The organism is Sphingomonas piscis (genome assembly GCF_011300455.1).
Lineage (GTDB): Bacteria > Pseudomonadota > Alphaproteobacteria > Sphingomonadales > Sphingomonadaceae > Sphingomicrobium > Sphingomicrobium piscis.
Genome location: NZ_CP049869.1, coordinates 1,335,874 through 1,350,551, shown reverse-complemented (window position 1 = coordinate 1,350,551; position 14,678 = coordinate 1,335,874). Strand labels below are relative to the sequence as shown.

The 14,678-nt window shown below is 64.8% G+C and carries 12 protein-coding genes and 1 pseudogene; 8 read left to right on the top strand and 5 right to left on the bottom strand.

Annotation, left to right across the window (positions count from 1 at the left end; genetic code table 11):
• The first annotated feature begins 7 nt into the window (after window positions 1–7).
• The 4 genes and pseudogenes from G7077_RS06655 (at window position 8) to G7077_RS06640 (ending at window position 5,186) form a co-directional block, all read left to right on the top strand.
• Complete coding sequence (locus tag G7077_RS06655) at window positions 8–1,240, top strand: alginate export family protein (protein WP_246167460.1); 1,233 nt, start codon at window positions 8–10, stop codon at window positions 1,238–1,240.
• 213 nt (window positions 1,241–1,453) lie between these two features.
• Window positions 1,454–3,948: pseudogene (gene nirB, locus G7077_RS06650) on the top strand (nitrite reductase large subunit NirB).
• Window positions 3,945–4,298, top strand: a complete 354-nt coding sequence (gene nirD, locus G7077_RS06645; protein ID WP_166411017.1) for a nitrite reductase small subunit NirD — start codon at window positions 3,945–3,947, stop codon at window positions 4,296–4,298. Before nirB ends, nirD begins: the two are co-directional and overlap by 4 nt.
• Window positions 4,299–4,328: 30 nt before the next feature.
• The gene (locus G7077_RS06640) at window positions 4,329–5,186 is read left to right on the top strand and encodes a formate/nitrite transporter family protein (protein WP_166411016.1); all 858 of its coding nucleotides are present in this window, start codon (window positions 4,329–4,331) and stop codon (window positions 5,184–5,186) included.
• A 47-nt stretch (window positions 5,187–5,233) separates the two neighbouring features.
• Here the strand turns inward: G7077_RS06640 and nadB are convergent, their stop codons facing one another.
• The gene (nadB, locus tag G7077_RS06635; protein WP_166411015.1) at window positions 5,234–6,820 is read right to left on the bottom strand and encodes an L-aspartate oxidase; all 1,587 of its coding nucleotides are present in this window, start codon (window positions 6,818–6,820) and stop codon (window positions 5,234–5,236) included.
• Window positions 6,817–7,740 (bottom strand): ABC transporter ATP-binding protein, encoded by a 924-nt coding sequence (locus G7077_RS06630; RefSeq protein WP_166411014.1) that lies wholly within the window; start codon window positions 7,738–7,740, stop codon window positions 6,817–6,819. The genes nadB and G7077_RS06630 overlap by 4 nt, the downstream gene beginning before the upstream one ends.
• Before the next feature lie 84 nt (window positions 7,741–7,824).
• Here G7077_RS06630 and G7077_RS06625 point away from each other — a divergent pair, with 84 nt between their 5' ends.
• From G7077_RS06625 to G7077_RS06615, 3 genes are read left to right on the top strand one after another with little or no spacing between them, the layout of a single operon-like run.
• Window positions 7,825–8,025, top strand: coding sequence for a zinc-finger domain-containing protein (locus tag G7077_RS06625; protein ID WP_166411013.1), 201 nt, complete (start codon window positions 7,825–7,827; stop codon window positions 8,023–8,025).
• On the top strand, window positions 8,022–9,446 hold the full coding sequence (gene tldD / locus G7077_RS06620; protein WP_166411012.1) for a metalloprotease TldD: 1,425 nt from the start codon (window positions 8,022–8,024) through the stop codon (window positions 9,444–9,446). The genes G7077_RS06625 and tldD overlap by 4 nt, the downstream gene beginning before the upstream one ends.
• Window positions 9,443–10,255 carry an arylamine N-acetyltransferase family protein gene (locus G7077_RS06615; protein WP_166411011.1) on the top strand — a complete coding sequence of 271 codons (813 nt, stop codon included), beginning with the start codon at window positions 9,443–9,445 and terminating at the stop codon, window positions 10,253–10,255. Before tldD ends, G7077_RS06615 begins: the two co-directional genes overlap by 4 nt.
• Before the next feature lie 3 nt (window positions 10,256–10,258).
• Here the strand turns inward: G7077_RS06615 and G7077_RS06610 are convergent, their stop codons facing one another.
• Together G7077_RS06610 and recQ are read right to left on the bottom strand one after the other, a co-directional pair.
• Window positions 10,259–10,660, bottom strand: a complete 402-nt coding sequence (locus G7077_RS06610) for a protein tyrosine phosphatase family protein (protein ID WP_166411010.1) — start codon at window positions 10,658–10,660, stop codon at window positions 10,259–10,261.
• Window positions 10,647–12,428 (bottom strand): DNA helicase RecQ, encoded by a 1,782-nt coding sequence (gene recQ / locus G7077_RS06605; RefSeq protein ID WP_166411009.1) that lies wholly within the window; start codon window positions 12,426–12,428, stop codon window positions 10,647–10,649. Before recQ ends, G7077_RS06610 begins: the two co-directional genes overlap by 14 nt.
• Window positions 12,429–12,560: 132 nt before the next feature.
• On the opposite strand from recQ, the gene G7077_RS06600 reads away from it, so the two are divergent.
• Window positions 12,561–12,803: a hypothetical protein gene (locus G7077_RS06600; protein WP_166411008.1), complete on the top strand. Its 243-nt coding sequence runs from the start codon at window positions 12,561–12,563 to the stop codon at window positions 12,801–12,803.
• 10 nt (window positions 12,804–12,813) lie between these two features.
• Here the strand turns inward: G7077_RS06600 and G7077_RS06595 are convergent, their stop codons facing one another.
• Window positions 12,814–14,631 carry an ABCB family ABC transporter ATP-binding protein/permease gene (locus G7077_RS06595; RefSeq protein ID WP_166411007.1) on the bottom strand — a complete coding sequence of 606 codons (1,818 nt, stop codon included), beginning with the start codon at window positions 14,629–14,631 and terminating at the stop codon, window positions 12,814–12,816.
• Between the last annotated feature and the right edge of the window lie 47 nt (window positions 14,632–14,678).

The window sequence follows — 14,678 nt, the reverse complement described above, 5'->3', positions numbered from 1 at the left end:
GGGCAGGGTGAAACAGAAGGGCAAACGACGGCTCGCCGCCATGATTGCAGCGGCTGCAACATCGGCAATGGCCACACCGGCCTTCGCGGAAGCGACCGCCGTCACGCCGTTGCTGGACCTTCGTGTCCGCCACGAATTCGTCGACCAGGACGGCTTCGCGGACGAAGCGAATGCAACGACATTGCGGGCCCGCGGCGGCGCGGAGGCGAGCATGGGCGCTTGGCGGTTGCTGGGTGAGGCCGAAGCGACCGTGCCGCTGAACCACGACTATGACAGCGGGTTCAACGGCAAGGCCGGGTACCCGCTGGTTTCCGACCCCAAGAACCTCGAGCTGAATCGGCTGCAGCTGCAATATCGCGGTCTGGCCAGGACGGTGGTGACCGGCGGACGGCAGCGCATCCTGATCGAGGACCAGCGCTTCGTCGGCAACAGCGGATGGCGACAGAATGAGCAGACCTTCGATGCGGTGCGGCTGGAATATGCTGATCCCAAGGGGCTGAAGGCAGACCTTACTTATTCCTGGTCGGTGCGGACCATCTGGGGACGCGATGGCGTTGGCGGGCGTCAGCAGGCGGTGGACGGCAATTACCTGTTCGCCAACCTCGGCCACCCGACCCCGATCGGAAACGTCTCTGCTTTCGCGGTCCTAATCGATCAGAACGAGCAGGTCGTTTCGCTTTATCGCCAGTCGAGCAAGACGCTCGGCATTCGTGTCGCAGGCGCCAAGCCGTTGTCGAAGGCTGCAAAGCTTACCTATGCATTCAGCTTCGCCTCGCAGGCGGACTACCAGCGCAATCCCAACGACTATGTCTCCAATTACCTTCTCACCGAGGCGGGGGTTGAAAGCGGGCCTTGGAAACTGGTCCTTGGGCGCGAAGTACTTGGTGCCGACAAGGGAGTGGCCTTCACAAGCTTCCAGACTCCGCTGGCGACGCTGCACAAGTTCAACGGCTGGGCCGACAAGTTCCTGACCGCGCCGCCCAACGGCCTTCGCGATCTCTACGCAAGTGTCGCTTACGGCTGGAAGAAGCAGTTCGGCTTCGACAGCATCGGCCCGGCGGTGACCTATCATCGGTACCGGAGCGACAGGCTCGGCCAGCATTACGGAAATGAGTGGAACGCGATCATCGCCGCGAAGAAGGGGCGGTGGACGGTTACAGCCAAATATGCGGGCTACGATGCGCGCCAGTTCGCGACCGACACGGAGAAGGCCTGGCTCCAGGTGGAATGGGCGTACTGAGCGTGAAAAATTGGCATTCGTGCTGCAACGCACCATTAGGGCTTGCGCCATTCGCTTGATTGCGTGACCTTCGCAGGCGAACAAAGAGGTTCACCATTCGCTGCATCGCTCCAGGGCCGGAGCCGATGCAGCCCAGAGATCAGGCAATGCCGCCGCCGACCACCCGCAAGGGCCAGGTCGACGGCGGCTTTTTTCATGTTTCGGAGACGAGCAATGTATCGCGATCCAGAGACGGCAGGGAAGGGCGAGCAAGCGGCAGACAGCCGCGCACGCCTCGTCGTCATCGGCAACGGCATGGCGGGCTGCCGTGCTGTCGAAGAAGTGATTGCACGCGATCCGAACCGCTTTCGGGTGACGATCTTCGGCTCCGAGCCGCGAGTGAACTACAACCGCATCATGCTCTCCCCGGTGCTTGCCGGAGAGAAGACCTACGACGAGATCGTGATCAACGACGAGCGCTGGTATGCGTCGAACGGCATCGAGCTGCTCGCGGGCGATCCGGTGGTCGAGATCGACCGAGCGGCGAAACTGGTCCGCGCCGCCTCGGGCAAGATCCGGCCCTACGACAAGCTGATCCTGGCCACCGGCTCCGATCCGTTCATCATCCCCGTTCCCGGCAAGGATCTGCCCGGCGTCGTCACCTTTCGCGATCTCGATGACGTCGACCGCATGGTTGAGGCGGCGGAGCGCGGCGGTCATGCGGTGGTGATCGGCGGCGGCCTTCTCGGGCTTGAGGCGGCGCACGGCCTGTCGCTCCGCGGCATGAAGGTCACGGTGCTGCACCTGATGGGGTCGCTGATGGAGCGGCAGCTCGACGAAGCGGCCGGCTGGCTGCTCCGGCAGGAACTGGAACGCCGGGGATGGAGATCATCACCCAGGCCGACACTGCCGAGATCATGGGCGACAGCCATGTCACCGGGGTCCGCCTGAAGGACGGGCGTGAGCTTCCCGCCGACATCGTCGTTATGGCAGTCGGCATTCGGCCCAACACGGAACTTGCGAAGGCGGCGGGGCTTGAGGTCGGACGCGGAGTGCAGGTCGACGATCACCTCGTCACCTCGGACCCGTCAATTCTTGCGGTCGGTGAATGCGTCGAGCATCGCTCCACCTGTTACGGCCTGGTCGCGCCCCTCTTCGACATGTGCCGCTCGCTCGCCGACGGTTTGACCGAGCAGCACACGGGCTACGAAGGCTCCGTCACCTCGACCAAGCTGAAGGTGTCGGGAATCGACGTCTTCTCAGCCGGCGACTTCAGCGGCAGCGGCGAAAGTGAGGACATCGTCCTTCGTGATGCCTGCCGCGGCGTCTATAAAAGGCTGGTCGTTCGCGAAGACAAATTGGTCGGCGCCGTGCTCTACGGCGACACCGCCGACGGCAGCTGGTATTTCGATCTTCTCAAGCGCGGCGAGGACATCGGCGAGCTCCGCGAGCGGCTGATCCTTGGCCAGGCCTATGCCGAAGGAGGAAACGCCGCGGACCCTACTTCGGCCGTGGCGGCGCTGCCCGACACGGCCGAAATTTGTGGGTGTAACGGCGTCTGGAAGGGCACCATCACCTACGCCATCCGCAATGGCTCGACGACGCTCGATGCCGTTCGCGCCAACACCAAGGCGAGCGCCTCGTGCGGCTCCTGCACCGGCCAGGTCGAGTGCTTGCTGAAACTGACGCTCGGCGCGGAATATGCCGGCGAGCGGGCGGTGAAGACGATGTGCAAATGCACCAGCTTCACCCACGACGAGGTCCGAAAGCATATCGTCGACAAGCAGCTCAAGGCGATTCCGCAGGTAATGCAGGAATTGCATTGGTCGACGCCGGACGGTTGTTCCTCCTGCCGTCCGGCGTTGAATTACTATCTGCTGTGCGCCTGGCCCGGCGAGTATCGCGACGACCAGCAGAGCCGCTTCGTCAACGAACGGATGCACGCCAACATTCAGAAGGACGGCACTTACTCGGTGGTGCCGCGCATGTGGGGCGGCATCACTAACCCGCGTGAGCTTCGCGCGATTGCCGACGTCGTTGAGAAATATGAAGCGCCGCTGGTGAAGGTCACCGGCGGGCAGCGAATCGACATCTTCGGCATCAAGAAGGACGACCTGCCCGCGGTCTGGGCCGACCTTAACGCTGCCGGCATGGTCTCGGGTCATGCCTACGGCAAGTCGCTGCGCACGGTGAAGACCTGCGTCGGCTCCGAATGGTGCCGCTTCGGAACGCAGGATTCGACCGGGCTGGGGGTCAAGCTGGAGCGGCTGACCTGGGGCAGCTGGATGCCGCACAAATTCAAGATCGCCGTGTCCGGTTGTCCCCGCAACTGCGCGGAAGCGACCATCAAGGATCTGGGCGTGGTCTGCGTCGACAGCGGCTACGAGCTCCACGTCGGCGGCAATGGCGGGATGAAGGTCCGGGTCACCGACCTCCTCTGCAAGGTTGGAACGGAGGAGGACGTGCTCGAATATGCGGCGGCCTTCGTACAGCTCTATCGCGAACAGGCCCGCTACCTCGAGCGCACCGCACCATGGATCGAGCGGGTCGGCCTCGACTTCATCAAGACCCGGATCGCCGACGATGCCGACCTCCGCTCGGAGCTCGCCCGCCGCTTCGCTTATTCGCAGAGCTTCTCGCAGGACGACCCCTGGGCAGAGCGGGCCGCCGGCGCCGACCGCTATCTCCACAGCCCAATGGCGGAAGTCCGTCCGATGGTGACCGCATGAACGACAACGGCCTGATCGCCGACTGGTTGGACCTCGGCCCGGTCGAGCAGATCCCACTGCGTGGGGCGCGGAGCGTTCCGGTGGCAGGCGGCGAGGAACTGGCCGTGTTCCGTACCGGCGACAACCGCGTCTACGCGCTGGTGAACCGCTGTCCGCACAAGGGCGGGCCGCTCTCCCAGGGCATCGTGCAGGGCGACAAGGTGGCCTGCCCCTTGCACGACTGGAAGATCTCACTCGTCACCGGTGAAGCGGCGGCGCCCGATGAGGGCTGCGTTCCGACCATTCCGGTGCGGGTGGTCGCCGGCCGCATCCTGATCGCCCGAGCCGCCGTCATTCCGCAGGCCGCCTGATCGCCAAACATCCGAACAAGGGGACGAACCATGGCTTACCTCCAACCCACCGATTTCGTGACCAAGATGGTCGACGCCGGCGAGGCGAAGATCTTCATGTCCGCGAAGGACACGCTGATCCGTTCCTACATGGCCGGCGCCATCCTGGCGCTCGCCGCCGCCTTTGCCGTCAGCATCAATGTACAAACGGGCCAGCCGCTCGCGGGCGCCATCCTGTTCCCCGTGGGTTTCGTGATGCTGCTATTGTTCGGCTTCGACCTGCTCACCGGCGTATTCGTGCTGGCGCCGCTGGCGGTCCTCGACAAACGCCCAGGGTGCACCTGGAGCGGCGTGTTGCGCAACTGGGGTCTGGTATTCACCGGCAACTTCGCCGGGGCGCTTACCACCGCCTTCCTGATGGCCGTCTATTTCACCTACGGTTTCTCGGTCGAGCCCAATGCCGTGGGTCAGAAGCTTGCCAACATCGGCGTCGATCGTACGCTCGGTTATGAGCAGTACGGCCTCGCCGGCTGGCTCACCATCTTCGTGCGCGGCATGCTGTGCAACTGGATGGTCTCTGCGGGCGTCGTCGGCGCGATGATCTCGACCCATGTCAGCGGCAAGGTGATCGCCATGTGGATGCCGATCATGCTGTTCTTCTACATGGTATTCGAACATTCGATCGTGAACATGTTCTTGTTCCCAACCGCGATGATGATGGGCGGAGACTTCTCGATCGCCGATTACTTCCTGTGGAACGAGATCCCGACCGTGCTCGGCAATTTGGTGGGCGGCATCATGTTCACCGGCCTGACGCTATATTCGACCCACCTCCGTACATCGCCCAAGCGCGGCCCCGCGCTGGTTGCGGAAGTTGCGGAACTGCCGGTGGTCAAACAGGCTGCCTAAATAACCAGTCGCAAGGACGGGCTCGGCGCCGCCGGGCCCGTTTGCGTTCAAGGCACCAGCAGCGTGTCCTTCGCTTCGGGCGCTGTCGTCGGATAATCGAGCGTGAAGTGTAGCCCCCGGCTTTCGTGCCGGTGCAGGGCTGATCGGATGATCAGGTCCGCGACCTCCACCAGGTTCCTGAGCTCGATCAGGTCAGGCGTCACGCGGAAATTGGCATAATAATCGGTGACTTCCTGTCGGAGCATGTCAATGCGCCGCTTGGCCCGCTCCAGCCTCTTGGTGGTTCGGACGATGCCCACGAAGTTCCACATGAACCGGCGGATTTCGCCCCAGATCTGCTGAATCACGACTTCTTCGTCGCTGCTCGTGACGCGGCTTTCGTCCCAGACGCGGATCTCCGGCACCTCGGCCAGGCTGTCCCACGATTGTAGGATGTGCCTCGCTGCGGCCTCTCCGAAGACCAGGCATTCGAGCAGGCTGTTGGACGCCAGACGATTGGCGCCGTGCAGCCCGGATTCCGTAACTTCTCCCGCGGCATACAGGCCGGGCGCATCGGTGCAGCCATGGATGTCCACCATCACCCCGCCGCAGGTGTAATGCTGGGCCGGGACCACGGGTATCGGCTGAGCGGTGATGTCGATCCCCAGCGCGATCAGCCGGTCGTAGATGTTCGGGAAATGCTCGCGCACGAACACTGGGTCACGGTGCGAGATGTCGAGGTGGACATAGTCGAGGCCGTCACGCTTGATCTCATTGTCGATGGCCCGGGCGACGACATCGCGCGGGGCAAGCTCCGCGCGCTCGTCATAGTCTAGCATGAAGCGCTTTCCGGTGACCGGATGCTTGAGCTGCCCGCCCTCGCCGCGCACCGCCTCGGTGATCAGGAAGTTCTTGACCTCCAGATTGTAAAGGCAGGTCGGGTGGAACTGCATCATCTCCATATTGGAGACTCGGCAGCCTGCCCGCCAGGCCATCGCTATGCCGTCGCCCGTCGCGCCGCGCGGCGCCGTGGAATAAAGATAGGCGCGCCCCGCACCGCCGCTGGCGAGAATGGTCGCCCGCGCCGTCAGCGTCTCCACCCGCTTCGTCTTGCGGTTGAAGGCGTAAAGGCCGTGGATCGCCCCACTGGTCGAAAAATTCGTGGCGTGCCGGCCGGTGATGAGGTCGATCGCCACCATGTCGGGCACCAAAGTGATGTTCGGGTTCTTGAGCGCTGCCTCCTCCAACGCGCGCTGCACCGCCGCGCCGGTCGCATCGGCGACGTGGACGATGCGGCGGTGGCTGTGCCCGCCTTCCCGCGTCAGGTGCCAGCGATTGCCGTCCTCACCCGCCGCAAAGGGCACGCCAAGCTCCGCCAGCCGCTCGATGGCGGCGGGCGCGCCGGCAATGACATGCTCGACGACATCCCGGTCGTTGAGCCCTGCGCCGGCTATCATCGTGTCGTTGACGTGGGCGTCGAAGGTGTCGCCTTCTTCAAGCACGGCGGCGATGCCGCCCTGCGCCCAGCCGGTCGCCCCTTCGTTCAGCGCACCTTTGGCGATCACCCCGACCTTGCGATGCTCGGCAAGGTTCAGCGCCGCCGTCAGCCCTGCCGCGCCCGACCCAACGATCAGTACGTCGAATTGCTGGCTCAAGCCGCAGCCTCGCTCGTAAGGCTCAGGAACACATCTTCGAGATCGGGATCGCGCGTTCGCACATCGACGATCCCCAACCCGTCCCGCTGCACGGCGGCGAGCACCTCGCCCGCGTTCACCTTGTCCTTGCGATAGCCGATCTCGATCGTTCGCTCGTCCAACTGCGCGATCCGGTCAAAGCAGGTCGCCTCGGGAACCTTATCGATGTCGCGGTCGACGGTGACGACCACCGCCTTTTCCTGTGCCCGCGCGATCAACGTCCGAGTCGGCTCGTTCGCGACCACCTCACCGTGGTTGATGATGGCGATGCGGTCGCACAGTTCCTCGGCCTCTTCGAGATAATGGGTGGTCAGCACCACCGTCACGCCCTGGGCGTTCAACTGCTTCACATAGCTCCACAACTGCTTGCGAAGCTCGATGTCGACCCCGGCCGTTGGCTCGTCGAGGACCAGGATGGGCGGCGAATGGACCATCGCCTTCGCAACCAGGAGCCGCCGCTTCATCCCGCCCGACAGGGTCCGGGAATAAGCATGCGCCTTGTCGGTCAGGTGCATGGCCGCAAGCAAAGCATCGCTCCGTCGCTCGGATGGCGGAATCCCGTACAAGCCGGCCTGGATCTCCAGCGCCTCGCGCGGCGTGAAGAAGGGGTCGAACAAGATCTCCTGCGGGACGATGCCGATCGCACGCTTGGCGTTGCGCGGCCGCTCGTCGATGTCGAAGCCCCAAATGGAGACGGCGCCGCTCGTCTTCATCACCAGCCCGGCGAGGATGTTGATCATGGTCGACTTGCCCGCCCCGTTGGGACCGAGCAGGCCGAAGATCTGTCCCCGCGGTATGTCCAGCGAGACATCGTTCAGCGCCCGCTTGCCGCCGGCATAGGTTTTGCAGAGATTCTCAATCCGTATCGCGGCGTCGCTCATCCTCAGCGGCATAGGTCTCGCCGACGCGACCGACAAGCAACGGACTCAATTGAAGCATGCCCCCGGCGTTGCTACTTGAGGTCCATGCAAGCTCCCCCGCCTCCCGAAACCCTGAAGATCAAGACGCTCCAGGTCGCCTGCGACGGCTCCGGCGACATCTCCCCCGCGCTGGGTCATCCGCGCGTGTTCCTGCGGATCGATCCGGAAGTCGGCTTTGTCGAGTGCGGCTATTGCGACCGTCGTTTCGTGCTGGAAGGCGGGGTGGCCGACAGCCAGGCCGCATGAGCGCCTTGGATCCGAGGCGCTTCCTGTACCGCGATGCGCTGGACCCTGACGAGGCGCGCCGGCTTGCCGCCCGTCACCTAAGCGCCTGCGATGATGGCGAACTCTACCTTCAATATACGGCCAGCGAGGCGTTTGCCTTCGATGACGGACGGCTGAAGACCGCCGACTATAACACCGCTTCCGGCTTTGGCCTGCGCGGCGTGACTGGCGAGACCACCGCCTTCTCTCACGCCAATGAGATCAGCGCCGCCGCCATCGACCGTGCTGCTGCGACGCTTAGCTTGCTCGATCCTGCGAAGGGTCCGGCGGCAGCAGCGCCGCAGCGCACCAACCAGGCGATGTATGGCGCGGCGGATCCTTTGTCGCTGGTGCCGTTCGCCGAAAAGGTCGCTTTGTGCCAGCAGGTCGACGCTGCCGCCCGCGCCCGGGATCCTCGTGTTGCCCAGGTCAGCGTATCGCTTGCCGGAAGCTGGAGCGTGGTGGAAATCGTCCGCCCCGATGGTTTCATGGCGACCGATGTGCGCCCGTTGGTCCGCCTCAACGTCCAGATCGTCGCCGAGCAGAACGGCCGCCGCGAGACCGGCTACCACGGCTTGGGCGGCCGCTACCTTTACGACCGCCTGTTCCGCCCGGAAGAGTGGAGCCGCGCCATCGACATGGCCTTGGCGCAGGCGCTGACCAATCTTGAATCTGTCGCCGCGCCGGCCGGCGAAATGCCGGTCGTGCTAGGTCCCGGCTGGTGCGGCGTGCTGCTTCACGAGGCGGTCGGCCACGGCCTGGAGGGCGACTTCAATCGCAAGGGCAGCTCCGCTTTCTCCGGCCGGATCGGTGAACGGGTTGCGGCCCCCGGCGTCACCGTGATCGACGAGGGAGCGATCGGCGAGCGGCGCGGATCGCTGACCATCGATGATGAAGGAACTCCCACCGGCCGCACCGTCCTCATCGAGGATGGTATTCTCAAGGGCTATCTTCAGGACCGGCTGAACGCCCGGCTGATGGGCATGGAACCGACGGGCAACGGCCGCCGCGAGAGCTTCGCCCACGCACCGATGCCGCGCATGACGAACACTTTCATGCTCGGCGGCCAGGACGATCCGGACGAGCTGATCACGCGCGTTCCAAACGGCATCTACGCCAAGAGCTTCGGCGGCGGACAGGTCGATATCACGAGCGGCAAGTTCGTCTTCAGCTGCACCGAGGCCTACAGAATAGAGAACGGCAAGGTTGGCGCACCGATCAAAGGCGCGACCTTGATCGGCGACGGGCCCACCGTGCTGACCCGCGTCAAGGGGATCGGCAACGACCTGTCGCTCGACGAAGGTATCGGCATCTGCGGCAAGGGTGGGCAGTCGGTGCCCGCGGGCGTGGGCCAGCCAAGCCTGCTGATCGACGGCATCACGGTCGGGGGCACCGCCGCTTGAGCCTCTCGGCGGCGGACCTCCAGGCTTATCTCATTCGCATCGGCTTTGAAGGTGAGGCGCGCGCTGACCGCGAGACCCTTGCTCGGATCGTCGCGCTTCATCCCGGCGTCATCCCTTTCGAAAACCTCAATCCGTTTCTCGGCATTCCGGTGGAGCTGACCGCCGACGCATTCATGGCCAAGCTCGTCCACGGTGGTCGTGGCGGCTATTGCTTCGAGCAGAACGGTCTCCTGGCGCATGTTCTCGAAACACTCGGCTTTAAGTTCACGCCACTCGCCGCCCGCGTGCTGTGGATGCAGGATGAAGATGCCGAAACGCCGCGCACCCACAAATTGCTGATGGTCGACTTGCCGGACGGTCCGGTGCTGGCCGATGTCGGCTTCGGCGGCGCGGTCTGTACCGGGTTGCTTCGGCTGGAATCGGGCGTTCCGCAGGAGACGCCGCACGAACGCTTCCGCCTGCTTGAAAAGGATGGCGAGTGGCGTCAGCAGATCGAGATCCGCGGCGAGTGGCGGACGACCTACCGATTCACGCTGGAACAGGCGCTGGCGATTGACGATGCGCTTGGCAACTGGTGGACGTCGACCAGCCCGGCGTCGCACTTCACCTTCTCGCTGGTCGCCGCCCGCTCACCGGCGGGCCGCCGCCTTGCACTGCGCAATCTGGATTATACGACGCACCAGCCTGGCGAGGATACTCAACGCCGCCGTCTTGCGCCCGACGAGGTCTGCGCGGTGCTGGAAAGCGACTTCGGACTACGCCTTGCCGATCGCGACAACCTGACCGCGAAGATACGGACGCTCGCCTGATCCCTAAAGCAGGTGCGCGACCGGTGCGAGATCGTACCCCGCGCGCGCTGCGGCGGCCTCGATCTCGTCGCGTGCGCGTCCCTCCCCGGCCTGCGCGACTGCCCAGGCATAGGTCGACCGCGCGCCGGAGCGGCAGAAAGCCAGAACCTTGCCCTCGGCACCGTTGATGGCGTCGCGCATCGCCTCGGCATCCGCCGGGCCGATGCCGCGCGCAATGGGGATGTGACAGTAGGATAGTCCGGCGGCCTCGGCGGCGGCCTTAATCTCGGCCGCGGCGGGCTGACCCGGTTCCTCGTCGTCGGGGCGATTGTTGACGATGGCGGTGATCCCCTGACTTTTCAGCCCTGCCACCTGCTCGGGCAGGATTTGCCCGCTGACCAAGGTCTTGTCGTCAAGCTGGTGCATGGTCGCTGTCCTTAATGTGCGCCGCAACGGCGTCGAGCATGGCCTGACCATAACGCTGAAGCTTGGTTTCGCCCACGCCGGATATTCGCGCCAACTCGTGGAGGCTCTGCGGGCGAGCTGCCGCAATGTCGCGCAGGACGCTGTCATGAAAGATGACGTAGGGCGGCACCCCCTGCTCGCTGGCCAGTGCGCGGCGGGCTTCCCGAAGCGAATCGAACATCGGATCGGCCGGGCCTCCATCCCGCGGTCGTTTCGCTTTCTGGCGCTTGGGCGGTACGGTGATGCGCACCTCTTCCCCGCCCTTCAAGATGGCCTTGGCTGCGGGTCCGAACGAGAGCCCGCCATAGGCATCGGCTCGCAACGCATCGCGGGCGATCAATGCTCGCGACACAGGCCGCACGAGCTGCAGCTCATCGGCCGACGCAATGCCGAACACGGACAGCCGGTCGTGCCCGAAGCTGCGCACCTTGTCATTGTCGTTGCCGGCCAGCACGTCGGTGAGGTGCGCGACCCCAAAGCGCATCTCGGTCCGAAAGGCCGCCGACAGCAATTTGCGCGCGATCTCGGTTGCATCCACCGTCTGCGGCGGGTTCAGGCAATTGTCGCAATTGCCGCAACTTTCCGGCGGGTCCTCGCCGAAGTGGCGCAGCAGCACGGCGCGGCGGCAGCCTGCCGTCTCGACGAAGGCTGCCAGGGCGTTAAGCCGATCGCGCTCACCTGGGCGACGATCCGGCTCCACCTCAGTCTCGATGCGGCGGCGCGCGCGGGCGAAATCCTCGGCCGACCAGAACAGCCATGCCTCCGCCGGGTCGCCGTCGCGGCCGGCGCGGCCCGTCTCCTGGTAATATGCCTCGACCGACTTTGGGATGCCCGCGTGCGCGACGAAACGGACGTCCGGCTTGTCGATGCCCATGCCAAAGGCGACAGTGGCCGCGATCACCATCTCCTCCGACGCGACGAACGCAGCTTGATTGCGGGCACGTACCTGGGGCTCCAGCCCGGCATGATAGGGCAGCGCCTTCCGCCCGCCGCCCGCCACCTGCTCGGCGATTTTCTCCGCTCCGTCTCGGCTCGGTGCGTAGACGATCCCGGGGCCCGGATGCGCGGCGAGCAGCGCCTTCAGCTGACCACCTAATCCGTCCCGCGGCTGCACATGGTAGCGGATGTTGGGACGGTCGAAGCCGGAGATGATCAGGCCGTCCTCCGCGATGCCGAGCTGCGCCAGGATGTCGGCGCGCGTTCGCGCATCAGCGGTGGCGGTCAGCGCCAGCCTTGGCACATCCGCAAAGGCGTCGAGCAGAGGCCGGAGCAGGCGGTAATCGGGCCGGAAGTCATGCCCCCATTCGCTGACGCAATGGGCTTCGTCGATAGCGATCAGCGACAATGGCACGCGGTCGATCAACCGGCGGAAGCCCTCGGTGGTCGCCCGCTCCGGCGCGGCATAGATGAGGTCGAGCTCGCCGGCTCGCAGGCGGTCGATCGTCCGCTCGCGGTTCTCATCGGCGGATGTCAGTGATGCCGCACGGATTCCGAAGGCTTCCGCCGAGCGGATCTGATCGTGCATCAACGCGATAAGCGGGGAGATGACCAAGGCCGTGCCCGGACGCGCCAGTGCCGGCAGCTGGTAGCAAAGCGACTTGCCCGCCCCCGTCGGCATCACCGCCAAAGTGTGCCGTCCCGCCATGACCCGGTCGACCACCTGTTCCTGCACACCGCGGAAATGATCGAAGCCGAAGGTTGTCTTGAGGATGTCCCGAGGGGAGGTCACCTCCTCGTCATTGTGAGGAGCGGCGCGACGAAGCAATCCACTACGAGCGGAGCACGAAAGATGTGCAGTCCCCAAACTGTAACAGACGCGTCCTATCGCTGCCTGAATTCGCTGGTTGATGGAGTCGAAGTCGTGGGTCCAATCTCATTCGTCATGGTCGTGATGGCCTGCGGCCAGGGCGACAGCTGCAAACCGATGATGACCATGCCGGCGGCCTATCGCAGCGAGTCCGCTTGCCTGGCCGACCGCGCCGACATTCTTGGCGCGCTGAGCCGCCCCGGCGACAAGCTGGTCGCCGAATGCCGTTCGGAGCGCACCAACAATGGCGCCAGTGCGCCGGTTCGCTCCTCGGGCAAGGCGCGCCCGCTCGCCTGATCCGCGGCGGCTATTCAGCCGCCTGCGCCGTTTCCTCGAGCACCCGCTCGGCCGCCTGCCGCTCCCACAATTCGGCATAAAGCCCGCCGCGCCGCAGCAGTTCGTCATGCGTGCCCTGCTCGGCAACCCGCCCCTGATCCAGCACGACGATCCGGTTCGCATCGACGATGGTCGACAGCCGGTGGGCAATCACCATCGTCGTGCGGCTCTGCGAGACACGGTCTAGAGTGTCCTGGATCGCCTGCTCGGTCCGCGTGTCGAGCGCGCTGGTGGCCTCGTCCAGAACGAGGATGGGCGGGTTCTTCAGCAGGGTCCGCGCGATGGCCACACGCTGCTTCTCGCCGCCCGACAATTTCAGCCCGCGTTCGCCGACCATCGATTGGTATCCGTTCGGAAGCGAGGCGATGAAGCTGTCGATCGACGCACCGCGTGCTGCAGCCTCGACCTCGTCCTGCCCGGCATCCCCGCGCCCGTAGCCGATGTTGTAGGCAATCGTGTCGTTGAACAGCACCGTGTCTTGAGGAACGATGCCGATGGCGGCGCGCACGCTTTTCTGCTGAACCTGCGCCAGGTCCTGACCGTCGATGGTGATGCGCCCGGCTTGCGGATCGTAGAAGCGATAAAGCAGCCGCGCGAGGGTCGACTTGCCGGCACCGGATGGACCGACGACGGCGATCGTCTGGCCCGCTGGAACGTCGAGGTCCAAACCTTTCAAGATCTCGCGCCCGTCCTCATAGCCAAAGTGGACGCCCTCGAAGCGAATATGGCCCTGGCTCACAACAAGCGGCGGGGCGCCTTCCGCGTCCACCACCTCGGCCGGCGTATCCAGAAGCTCGAACATCGCCTCCATGTCGATCAGCCCCTGGCGGATCGATCGATAGACCCAGCCCAGCATGTCGAGCGGGCGGAACAGCTGCATCAGGAGCGAATTGACCAGCACCACGTCGCCCGGCGTGAACCGGCCCTGGCTCCAGCCCCAGACGGTGAAGATCATCGCGCCGGCCATCATCGCGTTGGTGATCAGCGACTGACCGATATTAAGCCAGGCAAGCGACGTTTCGTTGCGGACGGCGGCGCGCGTAAAGGCGTCCACCGCCTCCTCGTAGCGCCGAGCCTCCCGCTCCTCCGCGCCGAAATACTTGACCGTTTCATAATTCAGCAGGCTGTCGACGGCGCGGCCGATGGCGCGATTGTCGACGTCGTTCATCTCGCGCTGAAGCTTGGCCCGCCACTCGGTCACCACCTTCGTAAAGGTGATATACACCGCCACCATCACCAAAGTCGCCGCGACCAGCCCGAAACCGAACTTCACCAGGAAGATGGCGCAAATGGCCGCGAGCTCGATGATCGTCGGGCCGATGTTGAACAGGATGAAGTAGAGCATCGTGTCGATGCTCTTGGTCCCGCGCTCGACGATCTTGGTCAGCGATCCCGTCCGCCGCTCGAGATGGAAGCGCAACGACAGGTCATGCACATGGCGGAACACTTGGCCCGCCAGCGTCAGCGCCGCCCTCTGACCGACCTTTTCGAACAAGGCGTTGCGCAGATTGTCCGACAGCACGCCCGCGAACCGCGCCAGCGTGTAGGCAAGCACCAGCATGGCAACGATGCCGAACACCGCACCGCCGCCCGTCATGCGGTCGACCACCGCCTTGTAGGCGAAGGGCATCACCAGCACTGCGCCCTTGCCTGCAAGCACCAGCACAACGGCGGCAATGACGCGGGCTTTCAGCTCGCGCTGACCCGCCGGCCAGAGCATCGGCAGGAAGCGCAACAAGGTACGCACGCTGGCGTTGGGTTTGACGGGATCGGCGGCGGCGGAGGTCATGGGCCGCACTCATGTAGGAAGTGGTGCGCTGCAGCACAAACAATGCG

Coding starts and splice junctions, on each gene's coding strand:
- nirD (WP_166411017.1), top strand. CDS start 3,945: ATGAACGACAACGGCCTGATCGCCGACTGGTTGGACCTCGGCCCGGTC.
- G7077_RS06640 (WP_166411016.1), top strand. CDS start 4,329: ATGGCTTACCTCCAACCCACCGATTTCGTGACCAAGATGGTCGACGCC.
- G7077_RS06630 (WP_166411014.1), bottom strand. CDS start 7,740: ATGAGCGACGCCGCGATACGGATTGAGAATCTCTGCAAAACCTATGCC.
- G7077_RS06625 (WP_166411013.1), top strand. CDS start 7,825: ATGCAAGCTCCCCCGCCTCCCGAAACCCTGAAGATCAAGACGCTCCAG.
- tldD (WP_166411012.1), top strand. CDS start 8,022: ATGAGCGCCTTGGATCCGAGGCGCTTCCTGTACCGCGATGCGCTGGAC.
- G7077_RS06610 (WP_166411010.1), bottom strand. CDS start 10,660: ATGCACCAGCTTGACGACAAGACCTTGGTCAGCGGGCAAATCCTGCCC.
- G7077_RS06595 (WP_166411007.1), bottom strand. CDS start 14,631: ATGACCTCCGCCGCCGCCGATCCCGTCAAACCCAACGCCAGCGTGCGT.